This is a genomic window from Mesorhizobium sp. M0292 (assembly GCF_040321695.1).
Lineage (GTDB): Bacteria > Pseudomonadota > Alphaproteobacteria > Rhizobiales > Rhizobiaceae > Mesorhizobium.
In genome coordinates this window covers 46,256-68,460 of the sequence record NZ_JAMYSB010000019.1, presented here as the reverse complement: position 1 = coordinate 68,460, position 22,205 = coordinate 46,256, and the positions used below count along the sequence as shown (strand labels likewise).

The following is a 22,205-nucleotide window of genomic DNA, read 5'->3' as shown; positions in this document are numbered from 1 at the left end:
CTATGGCCGAGTTGGGCACGAAGTTTGGCGCCGGCGTCGGTCCCCGAAATGACCGAGCTCTTGAGGCTACCTCAGCGCTCGCCTGCAGCCTTGGCAAGATCGGACCAGCCGTTACCTCCATAATCGGCGCCATTTCTCTTCGCCAGGATCGCGGCGCTCGCGACACATGCGTTACCGGGCCCAGAACCCGAGCCGGCGCCACCACCCACGAGTACGTCGACGCCTCCGGTAAAGCCGGAGAAGCCTGCTGACCGGCCAGACAACGAACAACAATAGGATTTTCCCGCGCGGCGGTCTTGGTGCCGCCGACCCAGTAATTTGCTGATCGAGAAAGGAGACTGGCAATGACGATCCGACTGACCTGCACACCACGGAGGTTGCCTGACCAAGTCATCGACGAACTGGTACGAACGGGGGGGGGCGGCAAACCGCGCGACGTTGTCAGTTCTCATTCCTCGACGCTGGCCTGCTGGTGGGGTTCGGCTCACGGTCGGCTTCCTTGACGACGCGCCGGCTGACTTGCGCGCGCGCATCGTTTTGCACATGAACGCTTGGGCCAAGAGCGCAAACGTCTCCTTCGTTGAGACGCGAAAGCAGGCGCAGGTCCGGATCGCGCGCATAGCTGGCGGTGATCAGGGCGGCTATTGGTCGTATCTCGGTACCGATATCCTTCATATCGAGAAGGATCAGCCGACGATGAACCTTGAAGCGTTCACCATGGCCACCAGCGAATCCGAGTTCAAACGCGTCGTGCGTCACGAGACCGGGCACACGCTCGGCTTCCCGCATGAGCATATGCGCCGACAGCTTGTCGAACTGATCGACCGCGAACGCGCTGTTCAGTATTTCGGAGAGACGCAGGGCTGGAGCGAGGATGAGGTCGAGCAGCAGGTATTGACGCCGATCGAGGATGGTTCGCTCCTCGGCACGCCCCGCTCCGACAGCAACTCGATCATGTGCTATGAAATCCCTGGCGAGATCACGAAATCCGGCGACCCGATCGCGGGCGGCACCGACATTGATGAACTCGACTACGAGTTTGCGGGCTCCCTCTATCCTAAGTGATCGCTGTAAGTGGAAGCGCTTGGTTCCATTCTTGAGGCAGGGTGCATGATTTGGATAGCAAGTTCGAAATCCATAACGCTATCTTTTGTGCTGAGCTAGCGCATCCCTTCTGATCGCTATGCGCGACCTCCAACGCTGCTCGGACAGCAGGGTTCGGGTGCAAGTGCCCGGCGGAGATCCACTGTGCCGTTGGTTTAACTCACACGGAAAGAAAACCTGGTAGTGTCCGGGCGCAGTCCAACTGGTGTCCAGCTTTTGGCATCGCCGGCGTCGGCGATACAGATCGCGTCGTTCGATCCAAACAGGCTCACGCCCAGACGCGCCTCGAGGCGGCGAACAGGGCTTGGGGGGAACGGTTCGCTTTCCCGAGCTTACTCTACTTCGACCCGACGCTGGCGCCGACAAGGGACTTGTGTGATCTCGTGGCTACCTGCGGTGCCATGCGTTTAACCACGCCGTCGCTGGTTCGTTTGCGGTGCGCGGACGAGGATGGAAGGGCTCGCCGCCGAGCTCAACAAAGATGCTATTATCGCGGGGACTCAACTGGCGGCCTTCTGCACCCCAAGAGGAGTTAGTGTTGGCCGGCGCGGCCCTATCTTCGTGGTCAGGTGACATCGTCCTAATGGGGCTGCCAGCGGAAACGGCAACTACAGTATCGCGATGCTCACTGTCTCCACCGGCGCTCCAGGCGCTCCAGTTCATCGAATACGTGCAGACGGCAGTGTGCAGCAGACACCAAGTTGAAAATCCCCTTCAGCAAGCTCATAATCGCCATCTAGCCTGGGGGGCTTGGTGGGTAAGCGAGGATTCTCAGCGGCCGAACGATGGGCCATCTACTCGGTCCACGGCGAGAAGTGCTATTTCTGCACGCGCCCTATCGACCTTCAGTCGATGCAAGTGGATCACATCATCCCCGAGACTTTGCTGAAAACGCCCGCCGAACTCGCAAAAGTTCTCCAGCTATACGGCCTTCCAGCTGAGTTCGATGTCAACTCATGCGAGAACTGGCTGCCAGCGTGTGTCCCGTGTAACAACAAAAAGCGTGCGAGGGTGTTCGATCCCGCGCCGGTCATGCTCATGCAGTTGGCGACAGCAAAGGAAAGCGCTGCCGAAGTTCGGGAGGTGGCCGAGCGTACTATCTCGGACAGCAGGCTCTCCAAGGCTCTCGCTATGGTCGCGATCGCGGTTAAACAGGAGGACATCGATATTGATCTGCTGCAGCCGCTGCTTGCCGCCTTCCACAAGGCACGGGCAAAGCGAGTCGGAAGAGCTGGGCACGCCATGGAATACTGTAGAGTTAAAGAGCCCGCAGTCAGAGCGAAGCGTCGTGTGCAGTCGACCCTTAGCTTCCTACTCTTGGGCACCGGCGTTGCCGCCTTGTTCGCGCTCCCTTTTGCGTTTCATGACGAAAGCACTTGGGATAATTTCATAAAAGGGATCTCTCGGATAGAGCATTTAAAACATAGCCCTTCGAAAGCCATTTATATCCTTGCGTTTATTTCGATCGTTGTTGTTCTTGGACTCCTGGTCTTGCGGTCAGCTTTTAGTGCATCAAAGCTACGCCTGGAAGTATCAAAAAACCCTGATCGGTTACCTACAACCGAAGAACAGCCAGGGAAAACAAGGGGCGAGGAGCGTGAGATCGAGCAAGCCGCTTTGATCAGGCTTACCCCCTTCCTCACACTAAAAATGGATGATTCTGTTGCCGGAACTCTGGATATGCGCCCCGGGATATCGGAAACGAAGTGATCATCAATATCGGTCGCCGTGCATCGACCTTGATTCGACCGGTACCTGGCTAGATAGACAGATTCCGTAAGTCCACTTGACACCCTCGCTCTCCAAAAGCGGCCAGTCTCATTGCGGCCCAATAGCGGTCGTTCAAAAGTTCTACAATTCAGGATTGACTGGGGTTCTTGGAACCTTTCGAACTTTCTGTGTTGCGCCTCTAGTGGAATAGCGCGCCCTTAAGAAGGAGGTGGGAATGTCTGATTCAGCTGCGGTGCGAACTTGATCGAGGCACTCATCTGGGCTTCGAGCCGGTGGATCGCTAGGGAATTCTACAAGCCTTGTTAGACTGTGCCAGATCGATCGGCCTTGGAGAATCTGGGCTGATTATTTTGCAAAATCTATCGCGGTTGCTCGCCAAGATCAGTGCTGTATGATATATTAAGCCGCTATACGGCGAAGCCAATCTGGTCACCGATTTTTGGGCAATTGAGCAATGACTCTGCGGTTGAATGGTTAAGCTCAGCTTCTCGCGTACTAAGCCTCACGTGAACATCGGCACAATTGGCCACGTCGACCATGGCAAGACGTCGCTGACGGCGGCGATCACCAAGTATTTTGGCGAATACAAGCGCTACGACCAGATCGATGCGGCGCCTGAGGAGAAAACGCGGGGCATTACGATTTCTACGGCCCACGTCGAATACGAAACAGCAAGTCGTCACTATGCCCATATCGACTGCCCCGGCCACGCCGACTATGTGAAAAACATGATCACCGGTGCCGCGCAGATGGACGGCGCGATCCTGGTCGTTTCGGCCGCTGACGGTCCGATGCCGCAGACCCGCGAGCACATCCTGCTTGCCCGTCAGGTAGGCGTGCCGTCGATCGTTGTGTTCCTGAACAAGGTCGACCAGGTCGACGACGCCGAGTTGCTCGAACTGGTCGAGCTCGAGGTTCGCGAGCTGCTGTCGAAGAACGAATTCCCCGGCGACGACATTCCCATCATCAAGGGTTCGGCGCTGGCTGCTCTTGAAGATTCGAACAAGACGATCGGCGAAGACGCGATCCGCGAGCTGATGGCTGCGGTCGACGCCTACATCCCGACGCCTGTTCGTCCGCTGGACAAGCCGTTCCTGATGCCGATCGAAGACGTGTTCTCGATCTCGGGCCGTGGCACGGTTGTCACCGGTCGCGTCGAGCGTGGCGTGGTCAAGGTCGGCGAGGAACTTGAGATCGTCGGCATCCGTCCGACGACCAAGACGACCTGCACGGGCGTTGAGATGTTCCGCAAGCTGCTCGATCAGGGCCAGGCCGGCGACAACATCGGCGCGCTGCTGCGCGGCGTTGACCGTGAAGGTGTCGAGCGCGGCCAGGTTCTGGCAAAGCCGGGTACGGTCAAGCCGCACAAGAAGTTCGTGGCCGAAGCCTACATCCTGACCAAGGAGGAAGGTGGCCGTCATACGCCGTTCTTCACCAACTACCGTCCGCAGTTCTACTTCCGCACGACCGACGTTACGGGCATCGTGACGCTGCCGGAAGGCACCGAGATGGTAATGCCGGGCGACAACATCACGGTCGATGTCGAGCTGATCGTGCCGATCGCCATGGAAGAGAAGCTGCGCTTCGCCATCCGTGAAGGCGGCCGCACCGTCGGTGCCGGAGTGGTCGCAAGTATCATCGAAGACGAGAGGCCGCGTTTTCCTGTCCAAACAGGCGTTGTTGCAATTGGCGCAGAGTTAGCTATTGCAACTGAACAAGCCACTTTTAAAGCACGGTCCGCAGAGAGGCGTGGCTATCAGGCTTTGAAGCGGGAGATAGAGAAAGTGTCCGATAACCCACATATATTTGAATTGGCAATTAGAATTATCGACGCATTGCTTGATTCTGACCTTCCATCAGAAACTCCCTTCTCTCTAAAAGACATACAGGGAGTGGTTGCGGAAGACACTATCAATTTTGAATTAGTATCCACGATCTTTGTTTTAGCTTCACTAGAGATCGCGCCGTTGAACGTGCGCGGAATTTTTGTCGATGCTACTGGAAGGCGCATACAGCTCGATTCGGATCAATTTGACAACGCCCTCTTGCTAAACCGAATAGATCATCCGGTCTTGGGCCAGTTGGACAACGTGAGGTCCAGAATCTATCCCGAATTCTACGTGAGCCCCGAACGACTGAGGGTGTTTGAATGAGTAGTGATGGCCCCACTCTTGAGGACCTCGCTAGATTGGTTGGAGACATGTGTAACGGGGCGGTCGTTGCCTATCACTTTGCCGCAACCGACAAGGGTCGAGTTAGAGCTTTGGAACGGGTCCTAGATTTTTCCTATGACAGCTTGGTTGAAAATCGCCACCTAAACCAAAGTCATAGCGAGGATGCTCTTACGGTCAATGTAGTCGAGCAATTAAAAGGATTTCTAATAAACGCCTCCCATGACACTCAAAATGGTGGTCACTGTGACATCCTGGTAAGAGGAAAAGGTCGATTCTTGTGGGTTGCCGAGGCAAAAATCCACAATGGTTATAGTTGGCTGGAAAAAGGTTTCCGCCAGTTATGTACCTATCTGACGGGATCTGAGAACCAAGATCACGGTGAGATCATTATCTACCTTCGCCAGCAGAAAGCCAACGTTGTTCTACACGATTGGATGAGACGTTTGACTGGCATTAGGCCGGATTTATCAGTTGATGATCAGGTCGAGAATTCATTGTGGTTTAGGTCGAGTCATTCGTCAGAGGGGACTGGTAGAAATTTGTTTATCCGTCATCGCATTATTCCATTGTTTTGGCACTCATCCTGACGGTAGTTGTCGAGCGGAATGGATGAAATGAAAATAGACGCCACTGACACATTGCGGGTCGTTCAAAATAAGAACGCTGAGAGCGAAGCTTATAGGCGGCAGTTGCATATATGGCTTGGTGTTGGCTCGGCGGGCGGCGCAATATCGATGACTTCGCTGGCCGCCAACCTACCCGATCCAGCCTACGTCTTTCGCTTCCTCCAGCCCTCCCTCTGGTCGTTTCTAATCGGAGTCGTGGGAGTAGGCTCCAGCCTGTTCTTTCTTGCCTTGCGAGCGGACGAGCAAAGCGAACATTTCGCAGCGTCGCACAACCGGGAAAAGATCAATGAAGCGATTAAAGCGATGCCCGAAGTGATTGCGTCTCCCAAGCGGCTCGCCGACGAAGCGAATCGAACTCGAAATTAGCTGATTAGTCAGTCACACGAAAAGCATGCAAAGGCGGAGCATGCGTGGAAATTGAGCCGGCGGTATTCGATTGCCTGGGCGGCAAGCCTGACGATCTCCGCTCTTGCGTTCGTTTTGGGTTTCGCATGGCCGCTGACACAGCTCAGCTTTTTCGGAGCAAAATTGTTGCCGTGACCGGAAAACGACGAATGCGCCCGCATCCTTGAGCTTACGATGCCACTTTTTGCGCATCGGTTCCTAATGCCCAGCGCTTACCAGCTCATAGGCAATTAAAGGTCATGACCGATCCGTTTCAGATCGGAAAGGCATGGTCGAATTCTTCGGCTCGAACTTCGCGGGCTCGGTGGGTCTAAATAACCCTCTACGTTAGTGGCCCAGCGAGTTCTGCAGGGTTTTCTGGGAAAGCTTTTCCCGGTGATTTCCCTTTCGCGCTGCATTGCGTGTGCTGAATTCCAGCGTATCCTGCTCTTGCGCATGTGAGCTTAGGGTGGCGCCTGGCGCTTCGATTGGCCGCCACTTTGAAAACCAGCGTCGGCATGGCGGCCGAAAATACTGAGGCAAGATACCCGCCATTTCAAGAGGAAAACTCGTCATGGATTCCCATGCCGTTATTGTGTCCCTGCCAGTCGCCGGGGCCGACCGCACTGTACTTATTGATGCCGCCAACGCAGCGTTCGAGGCTGCCTTAAGCGGATAGAACCCAACAACGAGGTGCTAACCAGAAGCCTTTGGGATGCTGGTGACTACGTCGACAATCAACTGTTTACTGAGCTGATCACCCCAGACAAGTTGCCAATGCGACGCGACGAAGTTGCGTACTACATCGACGTATTCCTGGTGCATCATGTCATTGGATTGGCAACCGAAGCGGACGGCGAGGCCGCAGAAACCCGATCTTGAGCCTCGCCGCCCGCAAGCTCTGACTGCCGCGGCGTTCTAGGGGGCAGCGCGATCAATATCGTGACCTTTGCCGCCACCTCTTCAAGGGTGGCGGTGAGGCGGTTTATCTGCGAGGCGGTTGCTGCCAGCTCAGGGCCGTAACGGGTGACGAGATATTCCCGGTTCTGGCTTAGGGAGTGAAGATGCTTGGCTGCTTTCGTGCGAAGCAGCAGCCCGGCTTTCAGCGAGTGTTACGTTCGCGCCAATAGGTCGTGCTGCATTTTGCGAATCTGACTGGGTGTCCACGATGGAGCAAAAGCGCGGTCAGATAGAGTTCGATCGCATGGATTGCTGACAATCTGGATGGCAGGTGAATCACTAGCGAGACAGCTACATTGATCTTTAGGGGCTCATGGCGGTGCAAAACACCGTGTGAAGGGCTGCGAATATCTGAACCGTGAGCATTTGTTCACAAAGCTCAACCTCAAGGCCCCTTCGGTACAATACCCGGATTTCATTGACTGTACTGTTGACTTTCAATAATGGCGGTGGATAGTCCGTTTATAGAGAACATCCCGCTGTCGCTGCAAATTGGGCCATGCGTCAGCGGGGCTGATTCACAAGCCGGTAGATCAGATCGTGCGATCATGCCGGGCCGGCAAGGTTCCCTTGTCCGGAAGGGGGCACGCCGGAACTGGTCGACAACGCATGAGAGGCAACGCGCCGATCGAGCCGTCCTTGGGATGGACCTATTTGTCGCGCGCGGCGCTGGCTCGCGCAAAGGCGCAGATGGATGAAGAATCCACAGGTGTGCGTGACGAGATCGGGTTTCTGACTATCCATCAGCGCTATGCAGACCGCTTCTTCCCGGGCACCTCGGTGCTGCACACCCGCGCCCGTTATGCATTCTTCGTCCCCTGGCTGTTCGAGGATTTAGCCGGCCTGATAGGACCGGCCGCCGTGCGGGCATTGCGCGAGCGTGAAAGGGAGTTGGCTGGCCGGCTAAAGAACGCGGGCGAATCCCAAGTGATAGGAGGGCGGGTTTTTCCCAAAGCTTCGAGTCAGCCGCCGTCTACCGTTTATTGGAATGCGCTGGCAGTTTGGGGGATTCTACGGTCGCGTGCCGACGGGCGAACCATCTCCCGGTCACAAGCTCATCGGCAGCTGAAGGGTGCCGGCGCAGCGATTGATGACGATGACCAGCCGCTCCTGAGTCCCGAGCCGCCATTCCTTGCGCTTCCCGAACGACCGGGTAGCTGGCGAAGCGGCCCCATCACGCTACGGCTGACCTCTAAAGAGGCATCGTTCCTGCGCGAACACCTCGGCCAGTTGCGTCCCATTGGTGGGAAAGAACTTTCCTTGCTCTCCAGGCTGGTGCGGGCAGAGATAGGCGCGCCCTCTGGAATGTGGGCTGCCGAGACGCGGGCGCTGGCTGGCCCAGACCAGTTCGCGCTTGGCCGGGCCGAGCAGGTCGCAAGCCTCGCCGGTATAGGCCGCGCGGTCTATGACGCACTGCTAGAACATACACTTGAGGCGGTCGACAAACGCGAGATGTCGACGCGCCATCGCAACCATCTCACAGCGATCGCCAGGGAACTCGGTCCTGTTGCGGCGAATCTCGATGTCAAGGGGCTTGAGGGCGATATCGGGGCGTTGCCGGTCAAACTGCGGGCTGTCGTCTTAGCCACGAAGGACTGGATAGCGTCAAAGACACAAGATCCCGTTCCGCTCCTTTACATCTACACAGCGGCGGAAGCTCGCAAGGGGCCGCGAGCACGCCTGGCGCCGACGCCCAATGGTCGTGCTAGACGTCTGGAGTGGTCCAGCGATGAACATGGTCTTGCAACGCCACTCCATTACAGATGGTCGCAGGTCAGCACGCTTCTCAACGACCTGATGGATGCAGAATGAGCGCTGCCGTCGACAACTGGCCGGCGCTATCGTTCCTCGAGGCTCTTCGCCCCGGTCCTGATGAACACGTCGACCTGGCGCTTTTGGCCTCCTATTCGGCTGATCTGGCGTCCATTGGCGCCGCTTTGCTTGCCCTGGCAGGCAAGGACAGCGATGCGGGTCGTGGCAGTCCGAGCGATCTTGCCGACGCGGTCGAACGGCTCCGTGGCAAGATGCGCATCATTATCCAGCGTGGCCGCCTGGCAAAGATGCGCCGAACGCCGCGCATCGCCGCTGTGCTTGACCAATTCGTGCGTGAGGTCGATTTCGACGAGGCGATGCATAGCTGGCATCCCAAAGCCGCCCTGGTGCGCACACGAAACAACAATCACGAGGTCGGCTGGCGGCTGTGGATCGGAAGCCGTAATCTTACCGAATGCGTCAACCGCGATATGGGTCTGCTGCTGGTCTCGGGCCGAGACGGCGCAAAGCCGATAAGTGGGTCTGGCGAACTCGCACGTGCTCTGGCAGAGCGCGCAGCGCTCAATGGTATTCGCCCGGCGTCTTTGGCGTCTGCAGTCTCCATGATCGCTTGGCGCGCACCACCGGGCGTGACCGTTGAGCGGATCCGCTGGTCGACCGGGTCCGGCGCTCTGCCAATACCGGTTCCGCCGGCCAATGCCGATGAGGTCGTGGTTGTCAGCCCGTTCATCGACAAGCGTTTCTTGGCCAGCCAGACGCCAAAGGAGAAGAAACCGCCGCGGCGTGTGCTCCTGACGACCATGCGCGAGATCGAGCGCCTGGGCCCCTCGCTCAGCGCATTTGACGAACTTCTGGCCCTCGACGCCCCGGACTATCCGGTCGGCGATCCCGAACCGGAGGCGCCGCAGTCTCACGACACAGCCGAACCCACGGCGGCAGATGACGAAGAGGAAGAAGAGGAAGAGATCGGTCTGGGCCTCCATGCTAAGCTCTTGTTCGTGCGTGTGGGGCGTGACCGGACCTTGTGGGTTGGGAGCGCGAACGCCACCGATCGCGCTTGGTCGGGCCGCAATGTGGAGGTGATGGCCGAACTGCGGATCACCGAGGCAGTAGAAAAAGGGCTCAAGGCGCTCACCAACTCAGCAAGGCTCGTTAGCGCGCCTGAAAAAGAATACGAGCCGGATGCCGCCATGCTGGAGGAGGAGGCCCTCGAACGCGCCCGCGCGCAGGTGGCCGCGCGATGGGCCGCCACGCTCAGTTTCGATGGTGACGAGGCCCGCCTGCAGCACATCTCTGATATCCATCCTGACGGACCTCATCCGGAGGAAGTCGACTTCGTGCTCGAGGCCGGCTCCCTGCAGGGTCAATTCATGGTGTGGCCGCGGGATTCAACAACGTTGCAACTTGGAGCCATGCCGCTGTCGGAACGAAGCGAGTTTGTTCGCCTGCGCGTCAGCCGCGGCGAAAAAGGCCTCTCCTGGCTGCAGCGTGCGCCGGTCGATCCACCTTTTGGTGAGGAGCGCGACCGTGCCGCTTTCGTGCGTTTGCTGGGGGCGAGGGGGTTCCTGCTTTGGCTGGCCGGACTGCTGGCCGATGACGGCCGCGACGAGGGAGACTGGACGACCGAAAAGCGAAAAGAGCCGACACTTCCGAGTCAGAAGATCGGACTAGATCCCGGTTTGCCGACGCTGGAAGAGATACTGGCGGCCTGGTCGCGCGACCGGCAAAAGTTTCGCGAGATCGAGCGAAGGGTCACCGAGTATCTTCCGGCGGTGCGCGAGCAGGTTAGACACGAGGACGCGCAAGCCGGCGAACTGCTTAGGCGTTTCGAAAATCTCTGGAGAAAGCTCAAAGAGGGTCTTGGCGACAGGGGCAGAGGCCGATGAGCGCGTCGCCCAAACCGTTTCAGCAGGCCGCCGTCATGGCGGCGCTATCCAATTTCGCCGACCTAGGCGGACGGCGGCGCTTTCTGGTCGCGGACGAGGTGGGCCTGGGCAAGACCGTTGTCGCCAAGGAGATCGCACGTTCGATGTCGGATGGTGGCAGGCGGCCGCTCGTCATCTACTACATAGCCAACGGTCACGCCGTATCTCACCAAAACAAGGGACGAGTGGTCGATTTTCTCGAGGAGCACGACCGCGAGGCCGCCGTCAAGACGCCGGATCGACTGTCCCTAATCGCCGTTTCCCCGCGACCGAGGAACCCTGTCTTGATTTATGCGCTGACGCCGGCGACGTCGTTTCCCGGTGCCCGTGCACGCCTCACCGGTGGTCGAAAGGAAGAGCGCGCCTTCCTGCAGGTACTCCTGGCCCGTGCATACCCTGCCTTCGCGGGTGATCTCGATCCGAGCATCTTGCGACTTTCGGTCGGCCGATCGTGGGACTGGCTCGTCGATGACGCGCGAAGGAAGCTGGCCAACGCGCCTCCGGGTTTGGCGCAGCGGTTCAGGGACGCGCTCGCGCTAGAGTTCGGCGATCCAGTCCGCCCTGCAATGGAATTGGCGCTCGACGGCGATCAGGCGCGCAAGATCAAGGCGCTCACGCCGGCCACTTTCGTAGGCCGTCTGCGCCGGGCGCTGGCGTTGGCGACACTGCGCCATCAACCGCCGGATCTTGTCGTTCTGGACGAATTCCAGCGCTACCAGCACATTCTCGATGAAAAGGATGCCGATCCACTTCTCAAGGCGCTGCTTGAGCCTGAAGGGTCGACTCTACCGCCGGCAATTCTGCTCCTGAGCGCAACGCCGTACCGGCTGCTAGGCACGAGATGGGAGGAAGCGCGCGGTGCTCTAGCCCAAGTGGAGCTCTTGAAGCTGATTGACTTCCTTGGTGGCGCGCACGTACGTGAACGCGCAACCAGGTTCTTCTCCGATTTCGGGGACAGGCTGCGCGACATTGCGGTCAACGCCGAGGCGAGCCATTCGGAGCTGGCGCATTCGGTGGCGGAGGCAGCAAGGCTGAGGAATGGGTTGCGCGGGCTGCTGGTGCCGGTGATGTCGCGTACGGAACGGGACAGCGTGACGACTGCGGATCCGCTCGCTGCGACGAAATTTCTCGACGCCGACCCTTTGCCGGAGGATTTTCGGATCTACCGGCATCTGGTCGACAGCTTTCCTGAACAGATCCGCTATGAAGCGCTGCCCTACTGGTCGTCGGTCCCGCTGCCCGCCCAATCTCTTGGTCCGCGCTACGTGGCCTGGAGGCGAGCAAATATCAGGCCGGCGCCGAACCTGACACGCATGACAAGGGATCGCCGCAACAGACTGGATGCGCCCGCAGCCTGGCCAGATGCCAAGTTTCGCGCGCTCGCTAAAATCGCCCCGCCTGAGCTGCTGGCGCTCCCATGGGTTGCTCCATCGCTGCCGTGGTGGCCGCTGCGCGAGGGCTGGGCCGCCCAAGCTTTTGATCCCAAAATCTTGATGTTCAGCCGCTTTCGGGCAACGCCGCCAAGCGTGGCCGCACTCCTCAGCTTTGGGTTGGAAGCGCATCGCCTTCCCGAGCACCGAGGCGGGTATGAGCGGGCCTACAAGCGCCGCCGCTTTAAATTATCCGCCGTGCCCGGGCCCGTCATGGCCGCCTTCCATCCCTCCCCATGGCTGATCCGGCATACAGATCCGCTCGCCAAGGCCGGAGCAACGCTGCGCGCAATTCGCAACAGGGTGGAGCGGCAGATCCTCAAGGCCCTTCCCAAGGGCATCGCTGAGAACGACACGGTCAAAGCTCGGCAGCGCCACAGATCGATTGCGCAGGTGCTGGCTTCGATCGAGCAGGCCGCATGCATGGCGGAACGATCCGCGGCAGCCTGGGCGAGCGCGATCGGCGTTGATCGCGCCGCACGTTCCGCGATTCGCAAATGGCGACAGGCAAAGCGGATCGACAGCATTTCCGAGCGGGAACTCTCAGATCTCGTTGATTATGCAATCGGAGCGCCAGGTGTCGCACTCGGCCGCGCCTTGCTGCGCCACGACCCGACGATCCTGAATGAAACGAGGTTTCCGGAACTGGTTCACCTTAGCTGGCACGGTTTGCGCGCCTATCTCGACAATCCGGTTATCTTGGCATCGCTACCAGGCGAGACGGCTGTCGAGCAGGTGATGGGGGCGGTCGTTGATGGTGGCTTTGAGAGTGTCCTCGATGAACATTTCTGGTTGCGGGCACAAAATCTTTATGAGGGAGCTGCTGGTCTGGCCAAGGATCTGAAATCCTCGCTTGGGCTGCGCGCCGGCGGTTTCAGCTTTCACGGCATCGGCGGGCAGCCACACAAGATTCCGGTGCGCTGCCATGTTGCCGTGCCTTTTGGCGATGCCGAGGCCGAGCCTCTCGTCAAAGTCAGAGACGGGGTTGCCCAGGCCGCGCCGGTTCGTCCCGACGAGGTTCGCCGCAGCTTCAACACGCCCTTCTGGCCGCACGTGCTGGCGACAACATCCGTGGGTCAGGAGGGCCTAGATTTCCACCCTTGGTGTTCGCGCGTGGTCCATTGGGACCTCTCGTCCAACCCACTTGATCTTGAGCAGCGCGAAGGCCGCATTCAACGCTATGCCGGCCTGGCGATCAGGCGCCAGCTCGCGACCGTGTTGCGCGACAAGGCATTGAAAGACCTCGCGCAGACCGGCGGTTCACCCTGGCAGAGTTTGCAAAGACAGGCAGACCTCACCGTCGATGCGAGCGGGCTTCGCCCTTGGTGGGTGCTCGACGGCGCCGAAATCAGTCGTCACATTTTTGAGCGCCCGTTTGGCCGCGATGTCGCGCGTTTTCATCAACTTCGCGAGCAACGTATGATCTACCGCTTGGCGCTAGGACAGCCCAATCAGGAAGACTTCATTGACGTGCTGGCGCGTGGTGGCGAGGCAGCCCGCAGATTGCTGCGACCACTCGTGCTCGATCTTTCAGCGATGGGGCTCCGGCAAATGGTGTTGGCACCGGGAAATGACCCTTCGGTATCATCGGATATTGTCGACATCTTTCCGGCTGCGGCCAAGTAAGACAACCTATCGATTCCCGGGAGCGTGCAGATGGGTCATAATTTGACCGGACCGTACCGGATCAAGGCGGTCAGCCTCTGCGAGTGGCCATTCGTGCCATGCTTCCAATGTCGCTGCATTGATAGCGACGGAACCATCGTCGATCGCGCTCCGCACGCGCTCAACAAGTGAACGGATGTCTTCAGCCTGACGCAGCAGCTCGCCGCTGGTCCGCAGGTTTTGTAGGCGCTGTTGGTTGAGTTGTGCCAGCTGTTCTTGGCGCCGGTTTTCCTTTTCGATCCGCTCCCGCTCTGCACGCTTCTCGGCTTCCCGCAGGCCAAGCCGGAACTTCTTCTCGCCCGCCACAATGATTGCAGCAGCAATCTCAGCGATCCTTGATTCAAGCTTGGTGTCACCGTCATCCTGCCACGAGATGGTGGCCTTGCGGTCGAAGCTAGGATCGAGCTGCAGCGCGAGCGGCGTCGAAGTTGACAGGTCTGGCGCCGGCCGCAGGTAGCCCTGATGGCGCACCGTTCGGTGGCTGCCGACTATTTGTATGTCCAGACCTAGGGGGGTGTCGCCGATGATTGCTCGCGCATGGATTTCGCCATCGTGCTCGTAGGCGTCACCGTCATGGCCGCGCTTGCTGAGCGCGAGAAACAGCGCATTCAAGATTCGGAGCCGCCGCTTGCCTAGTGCATTGTCAAACTTGGGTTTGTCAAAGGTCCACTGGCGTCCTGCATTTTTGTCGCGGCGACGCAGCTCCTGCTTGAGTATTTGAACGAGCCCTTTGTGAGGCCTGTCCAACGTCTGCGGGACGGAAACTTTGCCAATCGCCTTCAATTCCTGTGCATCGAGTTCGTCGAGGTCTTCTGGAACCAAAGCGGATGCAAAAGGCCCATTGGATGCAAGAGGTGTTGCAATTGTCAGAACCTTTTTGAAGCGGGCGTCGACACTTGCTCGGCCGAATTCACCGGGGCGCCGTGGTGGCGCCTTGGGTAGTGCTGGCACCCTCTTTCCGGCACGTATTTTGTTCCAATAGCCTTGCGGCGGCGACGCAACTCCGCATCGTGTCAGCAGCTTCTTCAGCCCGACGTCGGACAGTTCGAGCTTCGCCGCCAAGTCTCGCATCGGTGCAGACCAGGCGAACGCAATCAGATCGTCGGGCAACACAAGAATGTCTTTCTGCCACACGTCGGTTTACCTCCGTTTGTTCAGCCAAGGCTGCTTCTGGCACGTCTTCGCAGTGCCGATATGACAGGTTGGCCAGTGCCATCTAAGGTCAAATCTGGCAACTCCAACGTGCCCTCGATCGCGCCAGGGATGCGCCCACGTCATCAAGGCGGCTGCAGATCGGCTGCAGTTGAAGCAGTAGTCTCAGTGAGTATCAGCGGGACGCTCTAGAAGCGATCTGCTTCCTTTCGTAGTTCCTCGCGCAGCAGGGGGCAGCCGGACATTGCCGCGTGGCAGAGCGAGGTTTGGTGCTATCGAGACAGGCCCACGAGATACGACCGAAGGCCGATGGCTAGATAAAAGGCCGCGAGGTGCGGGCTGTGGCGGTCGTGTTATTCCAATAGGTTATTCCCAATTTTCGCGAGGTGCGGGTTTTCCCTGCACCTCCCAAGATCGTCGATTTTCGTTCTTCATCAGTAGCTTAGTGAGATGTGTGGCCGCCCGCTTGCCTTTGTGGGGCTGGGGCCGGGAAGGAGGGCGGGGTCAAAGACTGTCCCTGAGGCGCAGCCGCTCGTCGGTAGATAACGAGCTGTTGGATAGACCACGTTAGAACCTCGCCGACCTAGCCTGAGGTGGCCTCGATCGGCGAACGGCTCGCTGAGGGGCTTCACCTCGGCCGGTAGAGCCGACGTCGCCAGCGCCGGCCGTAGGGTGGCAGCCGAGTGCAGGCTTGTCGGCTGGCGCTATCCTACGCACGGCGGATACTTAGGCTCACCGCCCCAATGGAAGCGCCCGGTCGCGACAACCCGCGCCCAAATCGAAGCTTCCGCAGGGCGGTCGGGCGCCGCATCCTTTCCGAGATGCAGGCGCTGTGCATCGCCCAGGCACGGACTCTCGACGGCCAGAGATCTGGCCATCCTGACACGAATACGCAAACCGTCGTGTTACGGTTTGATGGTTTTACGCCACTGGCCTGATCGCCATCAAAGCAAAATGGGAGAGGTTGCCAAGTCTAGGATCAACCGCCGCGCCTTGCTCCTCCACTCCGGCAGCGCAGTCGTCGCCTCGTCGATGACGGCAACGGCGCTCGGCGCAAAGCCGCCGAGCCAAGACCAAGAGCCGTCCGGCTATCTGCGAGCGCTGATTGAGGCGCACAAGGCAGCCTATGCTGAGTTCGGCAAAGCTCTGCACGAGATAGGCGGTGGCAGCTGCGACCCCGCCAGAGCCAGTCGGGAAGAGGAGAGGGTGCTGCTCGCCATCTGCGGCTATCCTGCCGTTGGGGAAGGGATCGCCTGGCCAAGGCCCGATATCTTTTAGAGATCGAGGCGCGCGGCGAACTCGACCTCGCAGAGCATATGCGGGCCGTTCTTCAATCGACGATGTTGAAGGGTTGATGTGACCGGCGCGCGGATGGCCAGGTAATGACTGTCTGGTCTGCGCCTCTAATCGGCCGTCCAGGCAGCGCTCCAATCGAACGAATCTCGGTTCTATAGCGTCGCCCGAACGACGCTCTCAGCACCCCCACGGCATCAGAGTTGTCAGTTGGAAATAAATTCGCCAGGTGAGTAGCGCCCCGAGCCCGCAGACGACAAGGATGATGCCAAGGACGGATCGGTGAAGTGTAATCCGGTTTTCCAGCTTGCGATAAAGAGGGAGGAACTCTGCGGCGACGATCGAGTAATCGCCATTCAGCTTTGTTTTCTGTCGGGTCAGATCGTCGTCTATCGTCGACAACGTCAGCAATTGGTTGACGATGGCAAACGCCAGGAGGGCCACGAACAGCGTTGCACCAAGCGAGATGGCCAGGTTCGCCCAGAAATTCACGTCGCATTGAGTTGCGGGCTTCAACTGCGTGGCGATGATCACACTCGCGACGGGAATGCCCATTATCTGGTTCTGGATGTCATGGAATGTCTTATGGATCTTACCGGTGTAGTCCGCGATGGCCTCTTCCGCCTTCCCCCGGATTTTGTCGTACGAGAACTCCGAGGCGAACAGCCTATAGCTGTCCTCGCACTTCGTGACGAAGTCCCGAAAGTGTCTAATAAGGCACCTAAAGCGTTCGCCTTCGGGGTGGGTACGACACGTCTCGATCAGTGTGGTAGCGACGATCGCAGCCTTCTGGTCTTTGTGCACTTTCTGCATGACGAAGTTCTCGAACTGGTCGACCAGTGTGGAGTTTACCGAGACAAGGTCGGATGACCTGAAGTCTACAGGGACCATCAGCCGGATCGGCCCGAGGAACAGCATCTCCGCCTGGTACGGGTCGAGAAACGCAGCCGCCTCCTTTAATGTGCGGACAAGGCGCAGTGCGTTCCGGTAGCGCGCGACGGTGTCGGGAACGACGGTATCGTTATAGGCGAACCTCTCCTCGATCAGGTAGTAGCGCTCCGGCTCGGCTATGCGGTTGCGACGGTTCTCGAGCAGCCGGTCGAGGGTGAGCGCAAGGAAGCCAAGTCCTGTGCGTGGAGCACCCACTTCCACGCTAACTGTCGCACCTATGACGACCGAGGACGCTGAGTCGACCGTGAATGCTGCGTCGTCGAACGCCTTCTCATCGCTTTCAATCTGCTTCATCGTTTCCACGATGCTGTAATCGCGGACAGTCAACTTTCCCCTGGAGCCATCTTTCGAGAACTCCGTGTTGCGGTAGAGGGCTATCAACTGGTCGAAGGTGATCATGAGGCTCAGCTACTCCTGATCGAGTTCCAGTCTTTCGATCAGTTCGGGAGGTAGTTCGGTGAAGGTCAGCGTCTTCTTGTCGTCGTTGTAGACAATCTTGCCGTCTGTAAGGGCTTGCCGATTGAATTCGACCGACCAGAGCCGCGTCTTCGCGGAGAACTTCACCATCGGCGACAGCGCTCGCTTCTTCGGAACGAAGCCGTCGCCAAGTCCGACATCCGGATCGCCGAGCGATTTGGCGAGTTCTTTCGGGTTCTCCGGAAACAGCTCGTTGGAGAATGTCTCGAGATCCAAAGGCTCGTTCTCCCGGATGTATCGCTGGCAGATGTCGTACGCCTTCTGGAGGAAAGCTTGCTTGTCCTTCACGAAGCCCTTCGCCGGCTCGGCGAAACCGTTCAGCACGCGCACCAGTGTCCTGGTATCCTCGAGGTCCTGAACGGTGCTGTCGCAACCGAGGAATTCCTTGAAGTACTCGGCGACGTTCCCCTTGCCCTTCAGGAATCCGATGTAACGGTCTGCCGAGTTAGTCCATGCCGTAATGTTGATCCGGCCGGCGAAGCGGAAGCCGTCGAGGTCGAGATGTTCGACTGACGCGATGTCAAAGCTTTTGGTGAGCGCCGCACCGAGCTTATCGTTTATGATCGCCACTAGCAGAAACCGCTGCTCGTCCTTCTCGAGGTGCGCGAACAGGACATGACCGCCCGTCGCCCCAGGCTTTCGGCGCGCCTGAACGGTCAGTGTCGTCATCAGCTTGGCTGTGAGTGTGGCGAAGTCCTTGAATTCGCCCTTCCGGAACTCGTCAAGATAGGTCTGTGCCGGATAGTTGTCGGCGCTTGCCGCGAAGCGCCCGTGAGACTTCGAGGCGCGGCTCGCATACATAGCGTGCAACTCGCTGACTACGCGCTCCACCGTTTCAGAGACCTTGAGGTGCGCGTTACCCTGCACCGTTTCAAAGCTCTCGGAATCCTTCTTCAGGTCGTGCACCGCGACCTGAATGACCTGCTCGACCATCGAATCCTCCCCCTCGTGATGGCAGTTATGCGAGACGTGAGGGCCCGAACGCAAGTGTTCGAAGGATCAGCAGACCGAATATCCACGCCATGCGTGTCGAAAGGCTGAACGTCTTTCCATTCACTTATGGCCTACTGTCGCAGCGCGGTTTGGATCTTCTTCCACTCATCCTAACAGAGAAGCCGGACGCCCTGCGAAACACGTCGGTAATTGGCTGCTTCGTATCTTCATTCGCCTTCGGCCCACGAGTCGCGCATGTCCATGTGCGCAGCCCTGGCAACTTACAGACGTTGAGTTTATCAACTTCTTTATTCGTCAAGCTCCGACTTCGATCCCTGCAGATCAGCTGAGGGTCGTTTCAGCAATTCTGCGGCGTCCACGCCCAGCACTTCGGCCAGCCTGTCAACGACATCGATGCTGGCGTTATACACGTTGCGTTCCAACGCACTAATGTAGGTGCGATCGATCCCCGCCTGATGCGCAAGCTCCTCCTGTGACAGGCCTTTGGTCTGCCGCAAAGCTCTCAGGTTTCGCGCGAACACCTCTCGGATTTCCATAGATCCGAGAGCAATGCCTTGAAGAGTATTTCACCACGGAGTATTCTCGACAATCAACATTTGGGGATCCAGATTCCGTGATTGGTTTTGGACAGGATTGCTGCCGCTCGGGTTCATGTTTCTCATCGCGGTCCGCGTGCAGCCGCCGCAAGATGGGGTTGGAAAGGCTGGTGAGCCGGATCTCTAATGCTGCCTTCAAGGTGGTCTTTCTGCGGCTGAGACGCGTATCCCTGGCCTGCAATACCCTACTGGCGATTGCTGCCGCCAACACGGTATCAAACGCTCCGACCATTTTGGGTAATCCGGATTGCCCGAAACCAAAGGCCAAAGCCGACTAGACGGTTTTGCACTCCCGTTTGGTGAGTTCGCTGGAGCTTACCGCCACAAACTCTCCAGTCTGGAGCGATAGATGCAGCATCAGAAGGCTTTTCCGGAATCGAAGCCCACCAGATTCGAGGCGTGGGCAAGGGCAGGAGCAGAGGCCGCGCCTCATCCCGCCGATCAACACGTCGGCAGGCAGATCGCGGTCGTTCGCGTCCAGTCGGACGTCTCGCAGGCACAACTTGCCCGATCCATCGGGATCAGCTTCCAGCAGCTTCAGAAATATGAGAACGCGAGGAATCGCGTGAGCGCTTCCATGCTCTATGAGATCGGACGGTCCCTGGACGTTCCCGTCAGTCGCTTCTTCGAAGGCCTGCCTGGGAATGAGACCAGCCGTGAAACTTCGCCTCTGCCTGTCGACGAGCGCATCGACTTCATTGCAAGCGCGGAAGGCCGGCGCTTGATCGAGGGGCTGATGCATCTTCCTCCACGCGTGCGTGGTCGCGTGGCAGCCGTAATCGCCGCATTGGGGGAGGAATTGGCAGGCCTCGACGCGGATAGGGACACCAAGGCGACCGACCAAGCCAATCCTGCTGACCGCAAGACCGGGTGACAGCCATTTAAGGTTGTCTCGTATCAACCTGCGGGTATCGTCAGTAGGCTCAAAGCCGGGCGGTTCCCATGCCCCAGCTTCGCACCGGCCATCTGCCGTCTGCCTCCTTGTCCTCTACCGTAAAGTGAAAATCCCTGAATCGTTTCGCCTCGAAGCGTGGCAGCATGTCCGAAAATTGCGCCCTGGTGACTTCAAGGGAGAGGCTCAGCGACGCCAGCTGATCGGCTTCGAAAAGTGCGCCCGCGTCGGGATGTTCTGTCTTCATGGGCGTTGGGGCCATGATCATGACGACGCCAGGCCATCTGAATGCTGCGTTCGGCATGATGAGCGACGCGGCCAGTATGACATAGCTGAACTCGACTGATTGGCGTGGTGGTCCGGGCTGCACGGACTGGCCAAAATTGATGTTGGCTGAGCCGACGATCTCACCACGCCATTCGCCTGCAACAAGCGGCGGCAGTTGAAGACGGTTTGCCTTTTTTCGGACGGTCATTCCCTAGGTTTTGCGTCAGGAAGCCGGCAACATCAACACCAAGTGCCTCAAGCGTGTACCTAGCAACCGCGACGACCGCCAGCCCGATCCGTGCGAATCTGATCGAGCCGTCTGTTGACCAACAGGCGGGCCACCATCCGCCAGGCTGCGATATGGTTCGAAGGAATGTTCGTTCTTCCAAAACCGGCTGAGAAACCGGCTGAATCTCGAAAATCAAGCCGGCGGCACTTCGGCTGCAAAGCCAAAAAATTCAGGAAATTCAATTAGATGGAATGGCGCGCCCGAAGAGATTCGAACTCCTGACCCTCAGATTCGTAGTTTTAAGCGCTTCGCGCTCAACTTTCGGAGATGGCGGCTATGCCCTCGAGGAGCTGGTCGCCGAGCTCGGCGCCGCGTTCCTGTGCGCCGACCTGGGGCTGCACCTCGAGGATCGCGACGACCATGCCGCCTATGTCGGTCACTGGCTGTCCGGATGAAGGACGACAGCGAGCGATCTTCGCCCCCCGCCGCGCACGCCCAGCGCGCCGCTGACTATTTGTCGCGTTTCAGCGCCGACGAAGCAGCCGCCGCGTGAGCGGCGGCCTTCTGTACCGGAGCGCGCTACAACGTTCGACCGCAGGCCGTCCGCCGCGCCATCAACAGAGCGTCTCGCAAGCAATCCCGTCGCCATCGCGATCCAGCTTGCCGCCCCATGGGCAGTTGTTGAGATACCATTGGGCTTCATCGCAAGAGCTGATTTGCGAGCATGTGCGCCGCGGCTGGCACGAAAAGCTTTGCGCTACCTGGCGGCGGCTAATGATGCCGAGCGGCTGGCTCGCCGGCCTCGCATCCCCAGCGTGCGCTGCTCGCCATTCCCAAGGCGCCTGAAACGTTCCGATCCAAAGACCGAGCTTCGCGGCCTCCGCCTTCGCCTGCTGCGCTGAATATGCTCCGTGGCTGTAGCGGCGCCAATCCAGAGCCTGACCGTGCTCGACCATCCACGCGGCCACCCTGACTCCATCCGCGCGCTGGCAATCACCGACGAAGCGGTGATATCGGTCCCAAGTCACGAATTTGCATAAGACCGGCCTTGAGGCCGCTAGGAAGGTGTCCAGAGCCTCGGCTGCGTGGCGCCCGCAGGGATAATCGAACCCCTTGGCGTCGCTGCAGTATTGCTTGCTCTCCGGGGCGTCGATGCCGTTGAAGCGGATGCGCTGACCGTGGACCTCGATCGTGTCGCCATCGATGACGGACGCGACTCCAGCGATTGTTTCCGGATTCGACCCGAAAAAGTTCGAAACCCCAATGTCTGGTATTCGGTCACTGTGCTGCAAAGCCGACTGCGTGGCCAAGGCGGCTGCGGCAGCCACTGTCACAAAGACGAGCAGCAGTATAACACTTGCCCGGCTCCAGGGGGGTGACCCCTTCGCCCCATCGCGCTTCCGCCGCTGACCCGAGCGGTAGTTATTTTGAGATTTGTTCAAGCCCTTCCCCCCATTACTAGAATGCTATCAAATTTGGCTCTGGTCTAGGTTTGGCAGTTGCCCAGGGTTAAGAATCTTTTCTGTCTGGCAGAGAGGTCATCGATCGTGTCAACACTGTGTGGCAATAATTCTTGCGAACTGGAGCAATCGCTGGCGGGCTAATCAAAGTACGCGGACGCG

16 protein-coding genes and 1 pseudogene are annotated in these 22,205 nt (G+C 58.8%); 11 read left to right on the top strand and 6 right to left on the bottom strand.

Annotation, left to right across the window (positions count from 1 at the left end):
- The first annotated feature begins 438 nt into the window (after positions 1-438).
- The 8 genes and pseudogenes from NKI96_RS24490 to NKI96_RS24455 all read left to right on the top strand — a co-directional run bounded on the left by NKI96_RS24490 (position 439) and on the right by NKI96_RS24455 (position 13,733).
- Positions 439-1,065: a M12 family metallopeptidase gene (locus NKI96_RS24490; RefSeq protein WP_352806651.1), complete on the top strand. Its 627-nt coding sequence runs from the start codon at positions 439-441 to the stop codon at positions 1,063-1,065.
- Between the two features lie 897 nt (positions 1,066-1,962).
- Positions 1,963-2,814 carry a hypothetical protein gene (locus NKI96_RS24485; RefSeq protein ID WP_352806648.1) on the top strand — a complete coding sequence of 284 codons (852 nt, stop codon included), beginning with the start codon at positions 1,963-1,965 and terminating at the stop codon, positions 2,812-2,814.
- A 491-nt stretch (positions 2,815-3,305) separates the two neighbouring features.
- Positions 3,306-4,478, top strand: a pseudogene (gene tuf / locus NKI96_RS24480) (elongation factor Tu); the annotation flags it as partial.
- A gap of 506 nt (positions 4,479-4,984) precedes the next feature.
- The gene (locus NKI96_RS24475; RefSeq protein ID WP_352806646.1) at positions 4,985-5,596 is read left to right on the top strand and encodes a hypothetical protein; all 612 of its coding nucleotides are present in this window, start codon (positions 4,985-4,987) and stop codon (positions 5,594-5,596) included.
- 27 nt (positions 5,597-5,623) lie between these two features.
- Positions 5,624-6,001, top strand: coding sequence for a hypothetical protein (locus tag NKI96_RS24470; RefSeq protein ID WP_352806643.1), 378 nt, complete (start codon positions 5,624-5,626; stop codon positions 5,999-6,001).
- Positions 6,002-7,669: 1,668 nt separating this feature from the next.
- Entirely contained in the window at positions 7,670-8,791 is a 1,122-nt protein-coding gene (locus tag NKI96_RS24465) for a DUF6361 family protein (protein WP_352806641.1), read from the top strand.
- Complete coding sequence (locus tag NKI96_RS24460; RefSeq protein ID WP_352806639.1) at positions 8,788-10,638, top strand: phospholipase D family protein; 1,851 nt, start codon at positions 8,788-8,790, stop codon at positions 10,636-10,638. Before NKI96_RS24465 ends, NKI96_RS24460 begins: the two co-directional genes overlap by 4 nt.
- Entirely contained in the window at positions 10,635-13,733 is a 3,099-nt protein-coding gene (locus NKI96_RS24455) for a helicase-related protein (RefSeq protein ID WP_352806636.1), read from the top strand. The genes NKI96_RS24460 and NKI96_RS24455 overlap by 4 nt, the downstream gene beginning before the upstream one ends.
- A gap of 6 nt (positions 13,734-13,739) precedes the next feature.
- On the opposite strand, the gene NKI96_RS24450 is transcribed toward NKI96_RS24455, so the two are convergent.
- Positions 13,740-14,906: a hypothetical protein gene (locus NKI96_RS24450; protein WP_352806634.1), complete on the bottom strand. Its 1,167-nt coding sequence runs from the start codon at positions 14,904-14,906 to the stop codon at positions 13,740-13,742.
- 972 nt (positions 14,907-15,878) lie between these two features.
- Between NKI96_RS24450 and NKI96_RS24445 the strand changes: the two genes are divergently transcribed.
- Positions 15,879-16,202 (top strand): hypothetical protein, encoded by a 324-nt coding sequence (locus NKI96_RS24445; RefSeq protein ID WP_352806631.1) that lies wholly within the window; start codon positions 15,879-15,881, stop codon positions 16,200-16,202.
- Positions 16,203-16,397: 195 nt separating this feature from the next.
- On the opposite strand, the gene NKI96_RS24440 is transcribed toward NKI96_RS24445, so the two are convergent.
- The 3 genes from NKI96_RS24440 to NKI96_RS24430 form a co-directional block, all read right to left on the bottom strand.
- The gene (locus NKI96_RS24440) at positions 16,398-17,567 is read right to left on the bottom strand and encodes a hypothetical protein (RefSeq protein WP_352806628.1); all 1,170 of its coding nucleotides are present in this window, start codon (positions 17,565-17,567) and stop codon (positions 16,398-16,400) included.
- 9 nt (positions 17,568-17,576) lie between these two features.
- A complete protein-coding gene (locus NKI96_RS24435; RefSeq protein WP_352806626.1) occupies positions 17,577-18,578 on the bottom strand; it encodes a nucleoid-associated protein in 1,002 nt (333 codons plus the stop codon).
- Positions 18,579-18,886: 308 nt separating this feature from the next.
- Positions 18,887-19,135 (bottom strand): helix-turn-helix domain-containing protein, encoded by a 249-nt coding sequence (locus tag NKI96_RS24430; protein WP_023825680.1) that lies wholly within the window; start codon positions 19,133-19,135, stop codon positions 18,887-18,889.
- 409 nt (positions 19,136-19,544) lie between these two features.
- On the opposite strand from NKI96_RS24430, the gene NKI96_RS24425 reads away from it, so the two are divergent.
- On the top strand, positions 19,545-20,069 hold the full coding sequence (locus NKI96_RS24425) for a helix-turn-helix domain-containing protein (RefSeq protein ID WP_352806623.1): 525 nt from the start codon (positions 19,545-19,547) through the stop codon (positions 20,067-20,069).
- Between the two features lie 49 nt (positions 20,070-20,118).
- On the opposite strand, the gene NKI96_RS24420 is transcribed toward NKI96_RS24425, so the two are convergent.
- Positions 20,119-20,562 (bottom strand): hypothetical protein, encoded by a 444-nt coding sequence (locus tag NKI96_RS24420; protein ID WP_352806620.1) that lies wholly within the window; start codon positions 20,560-20,562, stop codon positions 20,119-20,121.
- Between the two features lie 272 nt (positions 20,563-20,834).
- Between NKI96_RS24420 and NKI96_RS24415 the strand changes: the two genes are divergently transcribed.
- Positions 20,835-21,038 (top strand): zincin-like metallopeptidase domain-containing protein, encoded by a 204-nt coding sequence (locus tag NKI96_RS24415; protein WP_352806617.1) that lies wholly within the window; start codon positions 20,835-20,837, stop codon positions 21,036-21,038.
- A 159-nt stretch (positions 21,039-21,197) separates the two neighbouring features.
- On the opposite strand, the gene NKI96_RS24410 is transcribed toward NKI96_RS24415, so the two are convergent.
- Positions 21,198-21,893: a thermonuclease family protein gene (locus NKI96_RS24410; RefSeq protein WP_352806614.1), complete on the bottom strand. Its 696-nt coding sequence runs from the start codon at positions 21,891-21,893 to the stop codon at positions 21,198-21,200.
- Positions 21,894-22,205: the final 312 nt, after the last annotated feature.